This is a genomic window from Microbacterium sp. (assembly GCF_031988965.1).
GTDB lineage: Bacteria > Actinomycetota > Actinomycetes > Actinomycetales > Microbacteriaceae > Microbacterium.
This window is the reverse complement of record NZ_DALZXX010000006.1, coordinates 7,575-24,798: the sequence shown is the minus strand read 5'-3', so window position 1 is coordinate 24,798 and position 17,224 is coordinate 7,575. Positions and strand designations below refer to the sequence as shown.

Below are 17,224 nucleotides of genomic sequence, written 5' to 3'. Positions count from 1 at the left end.
TCGTGCCGGCGGCGACGATGGGATACCAGGGCCAGTCGGTGTGCACCATCGGAGGATCGCCGGACGCCCCTGAGATGGAGCTCGGGTCGGGATCGATCGAGCAGCTGCCTGAAGAGCAGATCCAGAACCTGATCCGCGGCGAGAATGAGGGGGGCGATCGCTAGTGTGCGATGCGGGGGACTCCGAGCCCTCGTCCGAGCACCGCGCTCAACCCTTCCTCTCCCGTCGGGCGCTGCTGGTCGGCGCGGGCGTGGCATTCGGCGCGACGGCGATCGGTTGGGACCTGATCTCGCCCACCCTCTCCGCCACCGCCGCAGGCACGTATCTTCGCCCGTGCGGAGACGTGCGCATCTCCAGCAGCTGGCAGGACCACCGGAATCGCACGCCTCCGTCCGGTGAGCCGGGCACGGACTATGCAGTTCCCGTGGGGACGCCGATCAGAGCTGCTGCCGACGGTGTCATCGTCGACCGCAAGGACACCACGTCGACGGCCACCGGTCGATACCTGGCGCTTCGAGCGGACGACGGGAACTACATCCGCTACCTCCACCTTCGCTCGAGTTCGGTGCTGCCCGGTACGCGCGTCTCCCGCGGCCAGGTCATCGCTCTGTCGGGGGCATCCGGCTTCGGATACGAGTCCGGGTACGGCCCCCACGTGCATGTGTCGCTGTGGCTCGGCGGCACGCCTCTGCAGCTGGGTTTCACCAACTCTGTCGATTTCGAGAACTACGCTGAACCGGAGGACCCCATGCCCATTCATCAGTCGTCGACCTACTTGTGGAACTCCGTAGTTCCGGTGGGAATCTGGACTCGAGTACCGGTGGCGACGAACCTATATTGGCTTGCGCAAAGCAGCGCGACCGTTAAAGAGACCGGGGATCTGGCCATCTACTTCACCGCGAGTGGCGTCACTAGGGGTTTCCAGGTTCGGGTGGTCGCAGAGACGCTCAACGCGAGTGGTGGTGTTACGAACGCCGCACCTCAGCCGGCACTCGAGATCCGCGGGACCATAGCCACGACCAGGAACTCTCCGACTTATGGAAGCTATTCTCTGCCGTACTCTCTCTCGGGACCGCTTCGCCTGTTCGCTGAAGTTCGCGCACTGAATGGAGGGCTGAGGATCCAGCAGGTGACGGTCAAGAAGAACTACTGGCTCTCGTAGGACGCCCGGCAGGACATCCTTCCCCCCGCCCGGCCTTCCGTGCAGAATGTACGTGCGTCGCACATCCGATGCGATCGTTCGCAGAAAAGGGGGCCCGCCATGGGTATCGAGGAAACCGTCAACAAGGGCAAGGACCTGTACGAGCAGAACAAGGACAAGATCGCCGAGGCCGTCAAGAGCGAGCAGGCCGAGGACATCAGCGACAAGGTCCTCGACGGCGTCGCCGACTTCGCAAAGAAGATCGCTCCCGGCGCGGCGGACAAGATCGACGAGATCCGCGACCAGGCCGACAAGGCTGTCGGCAACCAGTAACGCGTCTCACGCAGTCTGAGAGCGGCGGCTCCTCCACCCGGGGGAGTCGCCGCTCTTCTGCATCCACGTTCCGGAAACCCGGTATTCGGCTCGGCGATATCGCGTTTCAGCGTCGCCATCCCCTAGGATGAGAGAGATCGCCTGGGGAACTTGCGATCAGGGACGTCGAAGGGGTTCGACCTCCCGAAGTACGCGGTTCGCCGCGACAAACTGGGGAATGATTTTGGGGATCATCATGCGACGCGCGCACTCTGTGCGCCTCAGCGTCTTCCCGCCCGCGCGGCGGTCACTCCGCCGCGCCCTCGAACGAGGAAGACGGCGTCCCTTCACGCCGGACTCCTCGCGTTCGGTGTGCCCCCTCGCACTGAACGCCCTCCCCAAGCGGGGCGAGGCATGGGGATGCCTCGCCCCGCTCTCTCCGGTTCTCTGACGACCGGAGGCGTGGTTCCGAGGCTCTGAGCCCGGGGCCGCGGGGGCATGTCCAGGGGATGCTCAGCAAACGCGACACGCCCGGGTTTGCACTGGGGAAATCCGCCGTGGCAGAATAGACAGGTTCGACATTCCGGCGCGCTCAGCGTGAGCCGGATCACCACCACGACAGTGCATAGGCGGCGCAGACGCGCAGGGACCTAGGCCGCGGGTGGCAGAACGATCCCGACATCTTCATCACGAGGGCTTCGCCGTGCGCGGCGGAGGTCGGACACCCGCTCGCTGCGAGGCCTGCGGGATGACAGCAGAACAGTGGTGCAGCAGATCGGCTCGCGAGAGTCGTTCGAGTGCCGAGGCGCGAACAGCGCCGACGTGCGTCCAATGCCCCAGGGCCACCCGGTCCCGGTCGGTAAGACGCTTAAAGAGAGAGAGCAGACAATGGCGGGACAGAAGATCCGCATTCGCCTGAAGTCGTATGACCACGAGGTCATCGACACGTCCGCACGCAAGATCGTCGACACCGTGACCCGTGCGGGTGCAACTGTCGTCGGTCCCGTGCCCCTTCCGACCGAGAAGAACGTCGTGTGCGTCATCCGGTCGCCGCACAAGTACAAGGACAGCCGCGAGCACTTCGAGATGCGCACCCACAAGCGTCTGATCGACATCGTCGACCCGACGCCCAAGGCTGTCGACTCGCTGATGCGTCTCGACCTGCCTGCCGATGTCAACATCGAGATCAAGCTCTGAGGTTCGACATGGCTGACATCAACGCAAAGATTTCCAAGGGCATGCTGGGCACCAAGCTCGGCATGACGCAGGTGTGGTCCGAGAACGGCAAGCTCGTTCCCGTCACCGTCATCGAGCTCTCGCCGAACGTGGTCACGCAGATCCGTACCCCCGAGAAGGACGGCTACAAGGCCGTTCAGATCGCCTACGGTCAGATCGACCCCCGCAAGGTGAACAAGCCCCTCACCGCTCACTTCGAGGCCGCCGGCGTCACGCCGCGCCGTCACGTCACCGAGATCCGCACCGCGGACGCCGGCGACTACACCCTGGGCCAGGAGCTCACGGTCGACGGAACCTTCGAGGCCGGACAGCTCGTCGACGTCGTCGGCACGAGCAAGGGCAAGGGCTTCGCCGGTGTCATGAAGCGTCACAACTTCAAGGGCGTCTCGGCATCGCACGGTTCGCACCGCAACCACCGCAAGCCCGGCTCCATCGGCGCATCGTCGACCCCGAGCCGCGTCTTCAAGGGCATGCGCATGGCCGGCCGTATGGGTGGCGAGCGCGTGACCGTCCTCAACCTCACGGTGCACGCCGTCGACATCGAGAAGGGTCTGCTGCTCGTCAAGGGCGCCGTCCCCGGTGCTCGTGGCCGCATCGTCTACGTCCGCAACGCAGTGAAGGGTGCCTGATCATGGCTGACTCCACTCTCGCGCTTGACGTCCTCAAGGCAGACGGCAAGAAGGCTGGCTCGATCGAGCTTCCCGCCGCGCTGTTCGACGCCAAGACGAACATCCCGCTCATCCACCAGGTCGTCGTCGCGCAGCTCGCGGCGGCTCGCCAGGGAACCCACTCGACCAAGCGTCGCGGTGAGGTCTCGGGTGCCGGCCGCAAGCCCTTCAAGCAGAAGGGCACGGGTAACGCTCGTCAGGGCTCCATCCGCGCGCCGCACATGACCGGTGGTGGAATCGTGCACGGCCCCAAGCCGCGCGACTACTCGCAGCGCACCCCCAAGAAGATGATCGCCGCCGCCCTCCTGGGCGCGCTCAGCGACCGCTTCCGCGGTGAGCGCATCCACGCCATCGAGTCGTTCGGCATCGACGGCACGCCTTCGACCAAGACCGCGGTGAACTTCCTCACCAACGTCGTCTCGTCGAAGAACGTGCTTGTGGTCATCGAGCGCAACGACGACGTGACGCTGAAGAGCATCCGCAACCTGTCGAACCTGCACGTGCTGACGTTCGACCAGCTCAACGCCTACGACGTGCTCGTCTCCGACGACATCGTCTTCACCCAGGCCGCGCTCGAGGGCTTCATCGCCTCGAAGTCCGGCGCCAACCAGGAGGTCTCCGCATGAGCGAGCAGGCATCTGTTCTCCAGACGGCCCTGAACAAGGACCCGCGCGACATCATCCTGAAGCCGGTCGTGTCCGAGAAGAGCTACGGTCTCATCGACGAGGGTAAGTACACCTTCCTCGTGGACCCGCGCGCTTCGAAGACCGAGATCAAGCTCGCCATCGAGAAGATCTTCGGCGTCAAGGTCGCAGGGGTCAACACCCTCAACCGCGTCGGCAAGGCTCGTCGCACCCGCTTCGGCACCGGCAAGCGCAAGGACACCAAGCGCGCCATCGTCACCCTGAAGTCGGGCACCATCGACATCTTCACGGCAATCGGCTGATCCGGGGGATAAGGACAATAATGGCTATTCGCAAGTACAAGCCCACGACCCCGGGCCGTCGCGGCTCGTCGGTGGCTGACTTCGCCGAGATCACTCGATCGACGCCGGAGAAGTCGCTGCTGCGCCCGCTCTCGAAGACCGGTGGTCGCAACAACCAGGGCCGCATCACGACCCGTCACATCGGTGGTGGCCACAAGCGCCAGTACCGCGTCATCGACTTCCGTCGCAATGACAAGGACGGCGTCGACGCCAAGGTCGCTCACATCGAGTACGACCCCAACCGCACCGCGCGCATCGCGCTGCTGCACTACTTCGACGGCGAGAAGCGCTACATCCTCGCGCCGGCGAAGCTGAAGCAGGGCGACGTCGTCGAGTCGGGTGCCGGCGCTGACATCAAGCCGGGCAACAACCTCCCGCTGAAGAACATCCCGACGGGTACCGTCATCCACGCGATCGAGCTCCGTCCCGGTGGCGGCGCGAAGATGGCACGTTCGGCCGGTGCATCCGTCCGTCTCGTCGCCAAGGATGGCAACTTCGCCCAGCTGCGTCTGCCCTCGGGCGAGATCCGCAACGTCGATGCGCGCTGCCGCGCGACCATCGGTGAGGTCGGCAACGCCGAGCAGTCGAACATCAACTGGGGCAAGGCCGGCCGCATGCGCTGGAAGGGCGTTCGCCCGACCGTCCGCGGTGTCGTCATGAACCCGGTCGACCACCCGCACGGCGGTGGCGAGGGCAAGACGTCCGGTGGACGTCACCCCGTCTCCCCGTGGGGCCAGGCTGAGGGTCGCACCCGTCACGCCAACAAGGAAAGCGACAAGTACATCGTGCGTCGTCGTAACGCCGGCAAGAAGCGTAAGTAGGAGTAAGAGAAGATGCCTCGCAGTCTTAAGAAGGGCCCCTTCGTCGACGATCACCTGCTTCGCAAGGTGGTCGTGCAGAACGAAGCCGGCACCAAGAACGTCATCAAGACCTGGTCCCGCCGGTCGATGATCATCCCGGCCATGCTGGGACACACGATCGCGGTCCACGACGGTCGCAAGCACATCCCCGTGTTTGTGTCGGAGACCATGGTCGGACACAAGCTGGGCGAGTTCGCGCCCACCCGCACCTTCCGCGGCCATGAGAAGGACGACAAGAAGGGCCGCCGCCGCTGACGCGGGGGCGATAGAGGAGAGAGAAATGGTGGAGTCCATCGCACGCGTGCGACACATCCGCGTGACCCCTCAGAAGGCTCGTCGTGTCGTCGCGCTCATCAAGGGCAAGCAGGCCCAGGAGGCTCTGGCGATCCTGAAGTTCGCACAGCAGAGCGCCAGTGAGCCGATCTACAAGCTTGTCGCGTCGGCCATGGCCAACGCGCAGGTCAAGGCGGATCGTGACGGCGAGTACCTCGACGAGCAGGACCTGTACGTGGCTAACGCCTACGTCGACGAGGGCACGACGCTCAAGCGTTTCCAGCCCCGTGCACAGGGTCGCGCTTTCCAGATCAAGAAGCGCACGAGCCACATCACGGTCGTGCTCTCGACGCCCGCCGCAGCCCCGGCTGCTGCGAGCGACAGCAACAAGAAGGCGAGCAAGTAATGGGACAGAAGGTAAACCCGTACGGCTTCCGCCTCGGCATCACCACGGACCACGTGTCGCGCTGGTTCTCGGACTCGACGAAGCCCGGTCAGCGTTACGCCGACTACGTCGCCGAGGACATCAAGATCCGCAACCTGCTGAAGACGCAGCTCGACCGCGCCGGTGTCTCGAACATCGAGATCGAGCGCACCCGTGACCGCGTCCGCGTCGACATCCACACCGCCCGTCCGGGCATCGTGATCGGTCGTCGTGGCGCCGAGGCCGAGCGCATCCGCGGCGACCTCGAGAAGCTCTCGGGCAAGCAGATCCAGCTGAACATCCTCGAGGTCAAGAACCCCGAGGCCGACGCTCAGCTCGTCGCACAGGGCATCGCCGAGCAGCTCTCTGCTCGCGTGGCGTTCCGTCGTGCGATGCGCAAGGGTCTCCAGGGCGCGCAGCGCGCTGGCGCCAAGGGCATCCGCATCCAGGTCTCCGGCCGCCTCGGCGGCGCCGAGATGAGCCGCTCGGAGTTCTACCGCGAGGGTCGTGTGCCGCTGCACACGCTGCGCGCGAACATCGACTACGGCTTCTACGAGGCGAAGACCACCTTCGGCCGCATCGGCGTGAAGGTCTGGATCTACAAGGGCGACCTGACCAACAAGGAGCTTGCTCGCGAGCAGGCCAACGCACCGAAGTCCCGTCGTGACGACCGTGGTGGCGACCGCCGCCGCGCGCCGCGCAACGAGGCCCCTGTCGCAGAAGGAGCGTCTGCCTGATGCTTATTCCCCGCAAGGTCAAGTTCCGTAAGCAGCACCACCCCGGCCGTAGCGGCCAGGCGACCGGTGGCACGAAGGTCTCCTTCGGCGAGTACGGCATCCAGGCGCTCACGCCTGCCTACGTGACGAACCGTCAGATCGAGTCCGCTCGTATCGCGGTCACGCGTCACATCAAGCGTGGCGGCAAGGTGTGGATCAACATCTACCCCGACCGTCCCCTCACCAAGAAGCCTGCCGAGACCCGCATGGGTTCCGGTAAGGGTTCCCCCGAGTGGTGGGTCGCCAACGTCAAGCCGGGTCGGGTCCTCTTCGAGGTCTCCGGCGTGAGCGAGGAACTCGCTCGCGAGGCACTCACCCGTGCCATTCACAAGCTGCCTCTCAAGGCACGCATCATCAAGCGCGAGGAGGGCGACGCGTAATGGCGATCGGCACCAAGGAGCTCGCTCCGGCAGAGCTCGACACGTTCGAAGACCAGCGCCTCGTTGAGGAGCTGCGTAAGGCCAAGGAGGAGCTTTTCAACCTCCGTTTCCAGTCGGCCACCGGCCAGCTGGAGAGCCACGGCCGCATCCGCGCCGTCAAGCGCGACATCGCGCGTCTCTACACCGTGATCCGCGAACGCGAGCTGGGCATCCGTGCGACGCCCGCTCCGGTCGAGGTCCCGGCCAAGAAGGCGTCCAAGTCGAAGGCGAAGAAGGCGGATGCCGCCGACGACGCCGTGAAGGAAGAGGCTGAGTGATGGCCACCAAGAAGGAAGCCGCAGTCGAGGCTGAGCACGCCGCACACGACGTCCGCGATGAGGACGCCCGTGGCTACCGCAAGTCGCGTCGTGGCTACGTCGTCAGCGACAAGATGGACAAGACCATCGTGGTCGAGGTCGAGGACCGCGTGAAGCACCCGCTTTACGGCAAGGTCATCCGCCGCACCTCGAAGGTCAAGGCGCACGATGAGGCGAACTCCGCCGGCATCGGCGACCTCGTCCTGATCAACGAGACCCGCCCGCTGAGCGCCACGAAGCGCTGGCGTCTGGTGGAGATTCTGGAGAAGGCCAAGTGATTCAGCAGGAGTCTCGCCTCAAGGTCGCCGACAACACCGGCGCGAAGGAGCTGCTCACCATCCGTGTGCTCGGCGGCTCGCGTCGTCGTTACGCCGGCCTCGGTGACACCATCGTCGCGACCGTCAAGGACGCGATCCCCGGCGGAAACGTCAAGAAGGGCGATGTGGTCAAGGCCGTCATCGTCCGCACGGTCAAGTCCACGCGTCGTCCCGACGGCTCGTACATCAAGTTCGACGAGAACGCCGCCGTCATCCTGAAGAACGACGGGGAGCCCCGCGGCACCCGTATCTTCGGACCGGTCGGTCGTGAGCTTCGCGACAAGAAGTTCATGAAGATCGTCTCGCTCGCGCCGGAGGTTATTTAAGTCATGGCGAAGATCAAGAAGGGTGACCTGGTTCAGGTCATCACCGGAGCCACGCAGGAGCGTGGCGGCGACCGCGGCAAGCAGGGCAAGGTCCTCGAGGTCCTTGCTGAGAAGAACCGCGTCATCGTCGAAGGCGTGAACTACGTCACCAAGCACACCCGCGTCGGACAGACGCAGCGTGGCACCAAGACGGGAGGCCTCGAGACCGTCGAGGCGTCCATCCACATCTCGAACGTCGCACTCGTCGACCCCTCGACCAAGAAGCCGACCAAGGTCGGCCACCGGGTCGAGGAGCAGACCAAGGACGGCGTCAAGCGCACCGTCCGCGTGCGCTACGCGAAGAAGAGCGGTAAGGACCTCTGATGGCATCGACCGACGCTGCGGTGGCTGGCAAGATCCAGCCCCGCCTGAAGGCGAAGTACAACGCCGAGATCAAGAAGGCTCTGCAGGACGAGTTCGGCTACGCCAACGTCATGCAGATCCCCGGCCTGGTCAAGGTCGTCGTGAACACCGGTGTCGGCGAGGCAGCTCGCGACAGCAAGGTGATCGATGGTGCGGTCGACGACCTCACCAAGATCACCGGCCAGAAGCCGATCGTCACGAAGGCCCGCAAGTCCATCGCGCAGTTCAAGCTGCGTGAGGGCCAGGCCATCGGCGCGCACGTCACCCTCCGTGGTGACCGTGCGTGGGAGTTCGTGGACCGCCTGGTCTCGCTCGCACTGCCCCGCATCCGCGACTTCCGCGGACTGTCGGCCAAGCAGTTCGACGGCAACGGCAACTACACCTTCGGTCTCCAGGAGCAGAGCGTGTTCCACGAGATCGACCAGGACAAGATCGACCGGGTTCGCGGTTTCGACATCACCGTCGTCACCACCGCGAAGACGGATGACGAGGGTCGCGCTCTGCTGCGTCACCTCGGCTTCCCGTTCCGTTCGGACGACGCCCAGGCGTAGCACTTTCGACGGGCTCAGCGGCCAGTGGTCACTGGGCCCGTCGAATTGCAGGTACAATCGAAGATTGCGTGCTCATCGCAGGCCGTCTGTCGTGTAACGGCAGCCGGAACCGTATGAACAAAGGAAAACACCAATGACAATGACAGACCCGGTCGCAGATCTGCTGACCCGTCTGCGCAACGCGAACTCGGCGCACCACGATTCCGTGACGCTGCCGTCGAGCAAGCTGAAGACGCACATCGCCGACATCCTCCAGCAGGAGGGCTACATCGCCGGCTGGGAGACCTCCGAGGCGCGCGTGGGACAGAACCTCACGCTGCAGCTGAAGTACGGCCCCAACCGCGAGCGTTCGATCGCGGGCATCAAGCGCGTGTCGAAGCCCGGCCTCCGCGTCTACGCGAAGTCCACCGAGCTCCCCAAGGTCCTCGGCGGCCTCGGCGTGGCCATCCTGTCCACCTCCTCCGGTCTTCTCACCGACCGTCAGGCAGAGCAGAAGGGCGTGGGCGGAGAAGTTCTCGCCTACGTGTGGTAATCGAAAATGTCGCGTATCGGACGACTTCCCATCGACGTTCCCGCGGGCGTGACCGTTTCGGTCACCGGCCGTGAGGTCGCGGTGAAGGGCCCCAAGGGTGAGCTCACCCTGACGGTCGCCAACCCCATCGAGGTCGCGGTCGAGGAGAACCAGGTTCTCGTCACCCGTCCCGACGACGAGCGCGAGTCGCGGTCGCTTCACGGCCTGACCCGCACGCTCATCAACAACAACATCATCGGCGTGACCCAGGGCTACACCAAGGGTCTCGAGGTCGTCGGCACCGGTTACCGCGTGGCTCAGAAGGGCAGCTCGGTCGAGTTCGCCCTGGGCTTCTCGCACCCGGTCCTGATCGACCCGCCCGCCGGCATCACGCTCACGGTCGAGGGCACCAACAAGCTCACCGTCAGCGGGATCGACAAGCAGGCTGTCGGCGAGGCAGCTGCCAACATCCGCAAGATCCGCAAGCCCGAGCCGTACAAGGGCAAGGGCGTGCGCTACGCCGGCGAGAACGTGCGTCGCAAGGCCGGAAAGAGTGGTAAGTAACCATGGCTCTCAAGTCAAAGTCTGACGCCCGCGCGCGTCGTCACGCCCGCCTTCGCAAGAAGGTCGTCGGCACCGAGGTGCGTCCGCGCCTCGTCGTCAACCGTTCGGCTCGCCACGTCTTCGTGCAGCTTGTCGACGACAGCAAGGGTCACACCGTGGCGTCGGCTTCGACGCTCGAGACCGACCTGCGCTCGCTCGAGGGTGACAAGACCGCCAAGGCCCGCAAGGTCGGCGAGCTCCTCGCCGAGCGTGCGAAGGCTGCCGGCGTTTCCGAGGCAGTGTTCGACCGTGGCGGCAACCGCTACGCAGGTCGTGTCGCCGCCATCGCCGACGGCGCCCGCGAGGGGGGTCTGGCACTGTGAGTGACAACAAGGAGAACGAAGTGACCGAAGCGGCTGCTGCCACTTCCGAGACTGCCACCGGCACCACGCAGGCAGAGCCGTCTCAGCGCGACAACCGCCGCGGCGGTGGCCGTGGCGACCGCAACCAGGGTGGTCGTGACCGCAACTCGCGTGACCGTGGGGACAACCAGTTCCTCGAGCGCGTCGTCACCATCAACCGCGTCTCGAAGGTCGTGAAGGGTGGTCGTCGCTTCAGCTTCACCGCTCTCGTGGTCGTCGGTGACGGCAACGGTCTGGTGGGCGTCGGCTACGGCAAGGCCCGCGAGGTCCCTCTGGCGATCTCGAAGGGTGTCGAAGAGGCCAAGCGCAACTTCTTCCGCGTTCCGCGCGTCGGAAGCACCATCCCGCACCCCGTGCAGGGTGAGGCCGCAGCAGGCGTCGTCCTGCTTCGTCCGGCTGCTGCCGGTACCGGTGTCATCGCCGGTGGTCCGGTCCGCGCCGTGCTCGAGTGCGCCGGTATCCACGACGTGCTGTCGAAGTCGCTCGGTTCGTCGAACACGATCAACATCGTGCACGCGACGGTGGAGGCCCTGAAGCAGCTCGAGGAGCCCCGTGCGGTCGCCGCACGTCGTGGCCTCGAGTTCGACCAGGTCGCCCCCGCGCGTCTTGTCCGCGCCGAGGCTGAGGCCATCGCCGCACAGAAGGTAGGTGCCTGATGGCCGCCCGGCTCAAGGTCACGCAGATCAAGTCCAAGGTGAGTGAGAAGCAGAACCAGCGCGACACGCTGCGTTCGCTCGGTCTCAAGCGCATCGGTGACAGCACCGTTCGCCCCGACGACGCGCAGACGCGCGGCTACGTCAAGACCGTCGCGCACCTCGTCAAGGTTGAGGAGATCGACTAATGGCTGAGAAGAACGAAGCCGTCGAGGCCGAGAAGGCCCCGAAGAAGGCAGCTGCTCCCAAGGCGGCCGCCGAGAAGAAGCCCGCGGCCAAGAAGGCGCCCGCAGCTGCTGCAGGCACCAAGGCCGAGGCTGCTGCCAAGAAGCCCGCTGCCAAGAAGGCTGCGCCGAAGAAGGATGCTCCGGCATCCCGCCCCGGCGTCCTGAAGGTCCACCACCTGCGTCCGGTCCCCGGATCCAACACCGCGAAGACCCGTGTCGGTCGCGGTGAGGGCTCCAAGGGTAAGACCGCAGGTCGCGGTACCAAGGGCACCAAGGCTCGCAACACAGTCCGCGTCGGCTTCGAGGGTGGGCAGATGCCTCTGCACATGCGCACCCCGAAGCTCCGCGGCTTCAAGAACCCGTTCCGCGTCGAGTACCAGGTCGTGAACCTGGAGAAGCTCGCGGAGCTGTACCCGAAGGGCGGCGACGTCACCGTCACCGACCTGGTCGCCAAGGGTGCCGTTCGCAAGAACGAGAAGGTCAAGGTTCTCGGAAACGGCGACATCGCCGTGAAGCTCACCGTTGCGGTCGACAAGGTCTCGGGTTCTGCCGAGCAGAAGATCGTGGCGGCCGGCGGATCCGTCAAGTAACCACTTCATGAGAGGGGTCGGAGATTCTCCGGCCCCTCTTATGGGTTAGCCTGTTCTTTCAGCCGTCCCTCAGGATCGGCAACCTTTTCAGGAGGCACGTCCTTGTTTAGCGCCATCGCGCGGATCTTCCGCACGCCAGACCTGCGTCGAAAGATCGGTTTCACCCTCGCCATCGTCGCGATCTACCGACTCGGCTCCAACGTCCCCGCTCCGTTCGTGAACTTCCCGAACGTCGAGGAGTGCCTCGCTCTCAACTCAGGCACCGAGGGGCTTCTCGGACTCGTCAACCTCTTCTCGGGTGGCGCTCTCCTGCAGCTCTCGATCTTCGCCCTCGGCGTCATGCCCTACATCACGGCGACGATCATCACCCAGCTCCTCCGCGTGGTCATCCCGCACTTCGAGGCGCTGCACAAAGAGGGTCAGGCCGGCCAGGCCAAGCTGACCCAGTACACGCGTTACCTCACCATCGCCCTCGCGCTGCTGCAGTCGACCACCCTCGTGACGGTGGCGCGCAGCGGTCAGCTGTTCGGCACCACCGAGATCGCCGCGTGCCAGAACCTCCTCACCAACGACGTGTGGTGGGCGCAGCTGCTCATCATCATGGCGATGACCGCAGGCACCGGCCTCATCATGTGGTTCGCCGAGCTCGTCACCGAGCGCGGCATCGGCAACGGCATGTCGCTGCTGATCTTCACGTCGATCGCCGCCACCTTCCCCGGAGCCATGTGGCTCATCTGGGAGAGCCGTGGTTTCGAGGTCTTCCTCATGGTGCTCGCTGTGGGAATCGTCGTGATGGGTCTCGTCGTCTTCGTCGAGCAGTCGCAGCGACGCATCCCCGTGCAGTACGCCAAGCGCATGGTGGGCCGTCGCACGTACGGCGGCACCAACACCTACATCCCGATCAAGGTGAACATGGCGGGTGTGATCCCCGTGATCTTCGCCTCGTCGCTGCTGTACATCCCGGCTCTGATCGCGCAGTTCAACACTCCGCAGGACGGCTCCGAGCCGGCCGCGTGGGTGACCTGGATCTCGACGTACTTCACGACCGGCGACCAGCCGATCTACATGATCGCGTACTTCCTGCTGATCATCGGCTTCACGTACTTCTACGTCGCGATCACGTTCAACCCCGTCGAGGTCGCCGACAACATGAAGAAGTACGGCGGGTTCATCCCCGGCATCCGTGCCGGTCGTCCGACCGCCGAGTACCTCGACTACGTGCTCACGCGCATCACGCTGCCCGGCTCGATCTACCTGGGTCTGATCGCGCTCATCCCGCTGATCGCACTCGCCACCGTCGGCGCCAACCAGAACTTCCCGTTCGGTGGCGCATCGATCCTCATCATCGTGGGTGTCGGTCTCGAGACGGTCAAGCAGATCGATGCACAGCTGCAGCAGCGTCACTACGAAGGGCTCCTCCGATGACCGCATCCGCTCGTCTTCTGATCGTCGGCCCGCAGGGGTCCGGCAAGGGAACGCAGGGCGTTCGCATCGCTGAGTCGTACGGCATCCCGGTCGTGTCGACGGGAGACATCTTCCGCGCGAACATCAAGGAGGGCACGCCCCTCGGCCAGCAGGTCACGGCGATCCTCGACAAGGGCGACCTCGTTCCCGACGAGCTCACGAGCGAGATCGTGCGCGATCGCCTCGCCCAGGACGACGCCGCGAACGGATTCCTCCTCGACGGCTACCCGCGCAACACGGCGCAGGTCGCGCACCTCGAGGAATTCCTCGCCGGCCGAGGTGAGTCGCTGGATGCCGTCATCCTGCTCGACGTCCCCCGCGAGGAGAGCATCGAGCGCCTGAAGCTGCGTGCGGCCGAGCAGGGTCGTTCCGACGACACCGACGAGGGCATCGCGCATCGCCTGGACATCTACGAGAAGGAGACCGCTCCGATCCTCGAGGTCTACGGTGCCCGCGGCATCGTCGACCGCATCGACGGAGTCGGCTCTCTCGACGAGATCACGGAGCGCGTGTTCGCGGCGCTCACTGCGCGCGGCCTGCGCCTCGCCGCCTGATCAGTCCGATGTTCCGCAAGTCGATCTACAAGTCGCCGGCTCAGCTGCGAGCCATGGTCGAGCCCGGTCTCATCACCGCGGCGGCACTGGATGCCGTGCGTCCGCTGATCCGTCCGGGAGTCACCACCCTCGAGCTCGACGCCGAGGCGAACCGGGTCATCCTGGCTCGCGGGGCCGAGTCGAACTTCCAGCTCGTGCGCGGGTACCGGCACACGACCTGCATCTCGGTGAACGAAGAGGTCGTGCACGGCATCCCCGGTGAGCGCGTGCTGCAGGCCGGCGACATCGTGTCGATAGACTGCGGCGCCCAGTACCAGGGGTGGAACGGCGACAGCGCCATCACGGTCGTCGTCCCGGATGACAGCCGCCCCGAGCTGGTCGCACAGCGACTCGAGCTCTCGCGCGTGACCGAGGGCTCGATGTGGGCCGGCATCGCCGCGATGGCGACCGCCTCGCACCTCGGCGACCTCGGGGCAGCGATCCAGGGGTACATCGAGGCGCAGGGCCCGTCGGCGGTCTCGGGGCAGCCGTACGGCATCCTGCGCGAATACGTCGGCCACGGCATCGGCCGCAAGATGCACGAAGCGCCGAGCGTCTTCAACTACCGCACGCCCGACCCCGGAGCCGAGGTCAAGCCCGGACTCGTGCTCGCGATCGAGCCCATGGTCACCGCGGGAAGCGACGAGACGTTCGTCGAGGACGATGACTGGACCGTCTCGACGGTCGACGGCACCGACGGCTCGCACTGGGAGCACAGCGTCGCCCTGCACGACGGCGGCATCTGGGTGCTCACGGCGCCTGACGGGGGAGCAGCGGGCCTCGCGCCCTTCGGCGTGGTCCCCACGCCCATCGCCTGACCCGACGCCTCTGAGCCGCGCGGGGGTGCTCTGCGTGAGCGCAGCCGTGCTGTGCGCGGTGCGCAGACGATAGTCACAACGCGCACATAGGAATCTCCGGGCACAATGGGTGTATGGGTGCGCATGCACCCGCAGACTTCACGCCGGGTCCGCCGTCTCGCGGGCCCCGACAGAAACGGAAACCCATGGCAGCCGCGAAGAGCAACACCAACTGGTTCGTGATCGGAGTGTCCGCGGCGGTCGTGGTCGTGCTGGCCGTGCTCGCCACCGTCGTGGTGCTCTTGAACAACCAGGCGAACGACCCGGGCACCGCCCCGACGAGCGACATCGTCAACCAGGAGACCGGGGCGATCACGTTCGGCTCCGGTGAGGACGAGATCGACACCTTCGTCGACTTCATGTGCCCGATCTGCGGTCAGTTCGAGGATGCCTACGGCGAGCAGCTGCAGACCGCGGCGGCGAACGACGAGATCACGCTGAACATCCACCCGATCTCCATCCTCAACCGCTACTCGACGACCGGCGAGTACTCGTCGCTGTCGGCCGGCTCGATGTACTGCGTGGCCGAAGAGGCCCCGGATGCCGCGCTCGACTACTTCAACCTGCTCTTCGAGAACCAGCCGGCCGAGAACACCGCCGGTCTCAGTGCGGACGAGCTCAGCGCCCTCGCCGAGCAGGCCGGCGCCGGCGCGGCCGCGGACTGCATCGCCGACGGCACGTACATGAAGTACACGGAGTCGCAGGCGAAGAAGCACGAGATCAGCGGCACCCCGACCGTCGAGGTCAACGGCACCCGCATCGAGAACGCGCAGATCGCCGCCGAGTTCGCCAAGATCCTCGGCTGATCCAGCCACTGCGACGGGAGTTCCGGCATCCTGCTCAGGTTGCCGGAACTCCTTTCGTCGTCTAACATAGATCTTTGGTGCCTTGTGCCCTGATTCGGCGTGTCTGAATCGGCGTGGCACCGCAATCCCAATCACCCACCGCAGATCGACCGGTCTGCAGAAGCGTCAGCGAGGCTATGGCTAAGAAAGACGGTGTCATCGAGATCGAAGGAGTGATCTCCGAGGCTCTGCCCAACGCGATGTTCCGTGTTGAGCTCTCCAACGGACACAAGGTCCTTGCAACGATCTCCGGAAAGATGCGACAGAACTACATCCGCATCATCCCCGAGGACCGCGTGGTCGTGGAGCTCAGCCCCTACGACCTCACCCGCGGCCGCATCGTCTACCGCTACCGCTGATCGGTCGAGAAGTAACGGCCTGCCCCAGCTCGGGGCGGTACGAAGACAGCGAACAGGAATCATCATGAAGGTCAACCCCAGCGTCAAGCCCATCTGCGATCACTGCAAGGTGATCCGCCGTCACGGCCGCGTCATGGTGATCTGCAAGAGCAACCCGCGCCACAAGCAGCGCCAGGGCTGAACCCCTGTCGGCTCGCCGACAGGACTCTTCGGATCTGACACACAACTCAACACACACAACGGCAGGATCAGATCCCACGCGAGTGGGGGACACCTCGGGGCGGAGGCCCGAGCACCGATCCTGCTCCACACCTCCACAACACTCAGGAGAACCGCATGGCACGTCTTGCCGGCGTTGACATCCCGCGCGACAAGCGCGTGGTGATCGCCCTTACCTACATCTACGGCGTCGGCCGTACCCGCTCGGTCGAGATCCTCAAGGCGACCGAGATCGACGAGAGCATCCGCGTGAAGGACCTCAGCGACGACCAGCTGATCGCCCTCCGCGACCACATCGAAGGCAACTACAAGGTGGAGGGTGACCTGCGCCGCGAGGTCGCCGCAGACATCCGCCGCAAGGTCGAGATCGGCTCCTACGAGGGCATCCGCCACCGTCGTGGTCTCCCGGTCCGTGGCCAGCGCACCAAGACCAACGCCCGTACCCGCAAGGGCCCGAAGCGCACCGTCGCCGGCAAGAAGAAGGCCCGCTAAGCAGCGGCCCCAGGGACTAGGAGAACATTTTCATGGCTGCACCCAAGGCCGCCGCGCGCAAGCCGCGCCGCAAGGAAAAGAAGAACATCGCGCTGGGCCAGGCCCACATCAAGTCGACGTTCAACAACACGATCGTCTCGATCACCGACCCGTCCGGCGCGGTCATCGCCTGGGCATCGTCGGGTGGCGTGGGCTTCAAGGGCTCGCGCAAGTCGACCCCGTACGCCGCCGGTATGGCTGCCGAGTCTGCTGCCCGCCAGGCAGCGGAGCACGGCGTCAAGAAGGTCGACGTCCTCGTGAAGGGTCCGGGCTCCGGCCGCGAGACCGCGATCCGCTCGCTCCAGGCCGCAGGCCTCGAGGTCGGCTCGATCCAGGACGTCACCCCGCAGGCGCACAACGGCTGCCGCCCGCCGAAGCGTCGCCGCGTCTGACACGGCTTGTT

At 65.4% G+C, this 17,224-nt stretch carries 30 protein-coding genes; all 30 read left to right on the top strand.

Going from position 1 to position 17,224, the window contains the following annotated elements; all coding sequences use genetic code 11:
• Positions 1–163: 163 nt before the first annotated feature.
• The 30 genes from RTM68_RS03555 (at position 164) to rpsK (ending at position 17,213) form a co-directional block, all read left to right on the top strand.
• Complete coding sequence (locus tag RTM68_RS03555) at positions 164–1,162, top strand: M23 family metallopeptidase (RefSeq protein WP_312168297.1); 999 nt, start codon at positions 164–166, stop codon at positions 1,160–1,162.
• Positions 1,163–1,261: 99 nt separating this feature from the next.
• On the top strand, positions 1,262–1,474 hold the full coding sequence (locus tag RTM68_RS03550; RefSeq protein ID WP_194765130.1) for a hypothetical protein: 213 nt from the start codon (positions 1,262–1,264) through the stop codon (positions 1,472–1,474).
• Between the two features lie 867 nt (positions 1,475–2,341).
• Positions 2,342–2,650: a 30S ribosomal protein S10 gene (rpsJ, locus tag RTM68_RS03545; RefSeq protein ID WP_017201594.1), complete on the top strand. Its 309-nt coding sequence runs from the start codon at positions 2,342–2,344 to the stop codon at positions 2,648–2,650.
• A gap of 8 nt (positions 2,651–2,658) precedes the next feature.
• On the top strand, positions 2,659–3,318 hold the full coding sequence (rplC, locus tag RTM68_RS03540) for a 50S ribosomal protein L3 (protein ID WP_194765131.1): 660 nt from the start codon (positions 2,659–2,661) through the stop codon (positions 3,316–3,318).
• A 2-nt stretch (positions 3,319–3,320) separates the two neighbouring features.
• On the top strand, positions 3,321–3,983 hold the full coding sequence (gene rplD, locus RTM68_RS03535; protein WP_194765132.1) for a 50S ribosomal protein L4: 663 nt from the start codon (positions 3,321–3,323) through the stop codon (positions 3,981–3,983).
• A complete protein-coding gene (rplW, locus tag RTM68_RS03530; RefSeq protein ID WP_017829206.1) occupies positions 3,980–4,303 on the top strand; it encodes a 50S ribosomal protein L23 in 324 nt (107 codons plus the stop codon). Before rplD ends, rplW begins: the two co-directional genes overlap by 4 nt.
• Positions 4,304–4,323: 20 nt before the next feature.
• Positions 4,324–5,163 carry a 50S ribosomal protein L2 gene (rplB, locus tag RTM68_RS03525; protein WP_312168287.1) on the top strand — a complete coding sequence of 280 codons (840 nt, stop codon included), beginning with the start codon at positions 4,324–4,326 and terminating at the stop codon, positions 5,161–5,163.
• A 12-nt stretch (positions 5,164–5,175) separates the two neighbouring features.
• Positions 5,176–5,457 carry a 30S ribosomal protein S19 gene (gene rpsS / locus RTM68_RS03520; RefSeq protein ID WP_017829205.1) on the top strand — a complete coding sequence of 94 codons (282 nt, stop codon included), beginning with the start codon at positions 5,176–5,178 and terminating at the stop codon, positions 5,455–5,457.
• A gap of 25 nt (positions 5,458–5,482) precedes the next feature.
• Entirely contained in the window at positions 5,483–5,881 is a 399-nt protein-coding gene (gene rplV / locus RTM68_RS03515) for a 50S ribosomal protein L22 (protein WP_194765133.1), read from the top strand.
• Complete coding sequence (gene rpsC, locus RTM68_RS03510; protein ID WP_042538759.1) at positions 5,881–6,636, top strand: 30S ribosomal protein S3; 756 nt, start codon at positions 5,881–5,883, stop codon at positions 6,634–6,636. Before rplV ends, rpsC begins: the two co-directional genes overlap by 1 nt.
• Positions 6,636–7,055 (top strand): 50S ribosomal protein L16, encoded by a 420-nt coding sequence (gene rplP, locus RTM68_RS03505; protein WP_056312870.1) that lies wholly within the window; start codon positions 6,636–6,638, stop codon positions 7,053–7,055. Before rpsC ends, rplP begins: the two co-directional genes overlap by 1 nt.
• Positions 7,055–7,372, top strand: coding sequence for a 50S ribosomal protein L29 (gene rpmC / locus RTM68_RS03500; RefSeq protein WP_194765134.1), 318 nt, complete (start codon positions 7,055–7,057; stop codon positions 7,370–7,372). Before rplP ends, rpmC begins: the two co-directional genes overlap by 1 nt.
• On the top strand, positions 7,372–7,689 hold the full coding sequence (gene rpsQ / locus RTM68_RS03495; protein WP_194765135.1) for a 30S ribosomal protein S17: 318 nt from the start codon (positions 7,372–7,374) through the stop codon (positions 7,687–7,689). Before rpmC ends, rpsQ begins: the two co-directional genes overlap by 1 nt.
• Positions 7,686–8,054 (top strand): 50S ribosomal protein L14, encoded by a 369-nt coding sequence (rplN, locus tag RTM68_RS03490; RefSeq protein ID WP_053097479.1) that lies wholly within the window; start codon positions 7,686–7,688, stop codon positions 8,052–8,054. The genes rpsQ and rplN overlap by 4 nt, the downstream gene beginning before the upstream one ends.
• A 3-nt stretch (positions 8,055–8,057) precedes the next feature.
• Positions 8,058–8,417, top strand: a complete 360-nt coding sequence (gene rplX / locus RTM68_RS03485; RefSeq protein WP_067121114.1) for a 50S ribosomal protein L24 — start codon at positions 8,058–8,060, stop codon at positions 8,415–8,417.
• Positions 8,417–9,007, top strand: coding sequence for a 50S ribosomal protein L5 (gene rplE, locus RTM68_RS03480; protein ID WP_194765136.1), 591 nt, complete (start codon positions 8,417–8,419; stop codon positions 9,005–9,007). The genes rplX and rplE overlap by 1 nt, the downstream gene beginning before the upstream one ends.
• Positions 9,008–9,140: 133 nt before the next feature.
• On the top strand, positions 9,141–9,539 hold the full coding sequence (gene rpsH, locus RTM68_RS03475) for a 30S ribosomal protein S8 (protein WP_194765137.1): 399 nt from the start codon (positions 9,141–9,143) through the stop codon (positions 9,537–9,539).
• Positions 9,540–9,545: 6 nt separating this feature from the next.
• A complete protein-coding gene (gene rplF / locus RTM68_RS03470; RefSeq protein WP_194765138.1) occupies positions 9,546–10,082 on the top strand; it encodes a 50S ribosomal protein L6 in 537 nt (178 codons plus the stop codon).
• 2 nt (positions 10,083–10,084) lie between these two features.
• Positions 10,085–10,444 (top strand): 50S ribosomal protein L18, encoded by a 360-nt coding sequence (gene rplR, locus RTM68_RS03465; RefSeq protein WP_029260926.1) that lies wholly within the window; start codon positions 10,085–10,087, stop codon positions 10,442–10,444.
• Positions 10,441–11,139, top strand: a complete 699-nt coding sequence (rpsE, locus tag RTM68_RS03460; RefSeq protein ID WP_194765139.1) for a 30S ribosomal protein S5 — start codon at positions 10,441–10,443, stop codon at positions 11,137–11,139. The genes rplR and rpsE overlap by 4 nt, the downstream gene beginning before the upstream one ends.
• Positions 11,139–11,324, top strand: coding sequence for a 50S ribosomal protein L30 (gene rpmD / locus RTM68_RS03455; RefSeq protein ID WP_067121122.1), 186 nt, complete (start codon positions 11,139–11,141; stop codon positions 11,322–11,324). The genes rpsE and rpmD overlap by 1 nt, the downstream gene beginning before the upstream one ends.
• Complete coding sequence (rplO, locus tag RTM68_RS03450; protein ID WP_228528620.1) at positions 11,324–11,953, top strand: 50S ribosomal protein L15; 630 nt, start codon at positions 11,324–11,326, stop codon at positions 11,951–11,953. The genes rpmD and rplO overlap by 1 nt, the downstream gene beginning before the upstream one ends.
• A 102-nt stretch (positions 11,954–12,055) precedes the next feature.
• Positions 12,056–13,378, top strand: a complete 1,323-nt coding sequence (secY, locus tag RTM68_RS03445) for a preprotein translocase subunit SecY (RefSeq protein ID WP_194765140.1) — start codon at positions 12,056–12,058, stop codon at positions 13,376–13,378.
• Positions 13,375–13,971: an adenylate kinase gene (locus RTM68_RS03440; RefSeq protein ID WP_312168261.1), complete on the top strand. Its 597-nt coding sequence runs from the start codon at positions 13,375–13,377 to the stop codon at positions 13,969–13,971. Before secY ends, RTM68_RS03440 begins: the two co-directional genes overlap by 4 nt.
• 8 nt (positions 13,972–13,979) lie before the next feature.
• Positions 13,980–14,828: a type I methionyl aminopeptidase gene (gene map / locus RTM68_RS03435; RefSeq protein WP_312168259.1), complete on the top strand. Its 849-nt coding sequence runs from the start codon at positions 13,980–13,982 to the stop codon at positions 14,826–14,828.
• A 185-nt stretch (positions 14,829–15,013) separates the two neighbouring features.
• The gene (locus RTM68_RS03430; RefSeq protein WP_312168257.1) at positions 15,014–15,673 is read left to right on the top strand and encodes a thioredoxin domain-containing protein; all 660 of its coding nucleotides are present in this window, start codon (positions 15,014–15,016) and stop codon (positions 15,671–15,673) included.
• Positions 15,674–15,849: 176 nt separating this feature from the next.
• Positions 15,850–16,071: a translation initiation factor IF-1 gene (gene infA / locus RTM68_RS03425; protein WP_017201569.1), complete on the top strand. Its 222-nt coding sequence runs from the start codon at positions 15,850–15,852 to the stop codon at positions 16,069–16,071.
• 64 nt (positions 16,072–16,135) lie between these two features.
• The gene (gene rpmJ / locus RTM68_RS03420) at positions 16,136–16,252 is read left to right on the top strand and encodes a 50S ribosomal protein L36 (protein WP_005050492.1); all 117 of its coding nucleotides are present in this window, start codon (positions 16,136–16,138) and stop codon (positions 16,250–16,252) included.
• A gap of 155 nt (positions 16,253–16,407) precedes the next feature.
• Positions 16,408–16,782, top strand: coding sequence for a 30S ribosomal protein S13 (gene rpsM, locus RTM68_RS03415; protein WP_017829190.1), 375 nt, complete (start codon positions 16,408–16,410; stop codon positions 16,780–16,782).
• Positions 16,783–16,814: 32 nt separating this feature from the next.
• Positions 16,815–17,213, top strand: coding sequence for a 30S ribosomal protein S11 (rpsK, locus tag RTM68_RS03410; RefSeq protein ID WP_017829189.1), 399 nt, complete (start codon positions 16,815–16,817; stop codon positions 17,211–17,213).
• Positions 17,214–17,224: the final 11 nt, after the last annotated feature.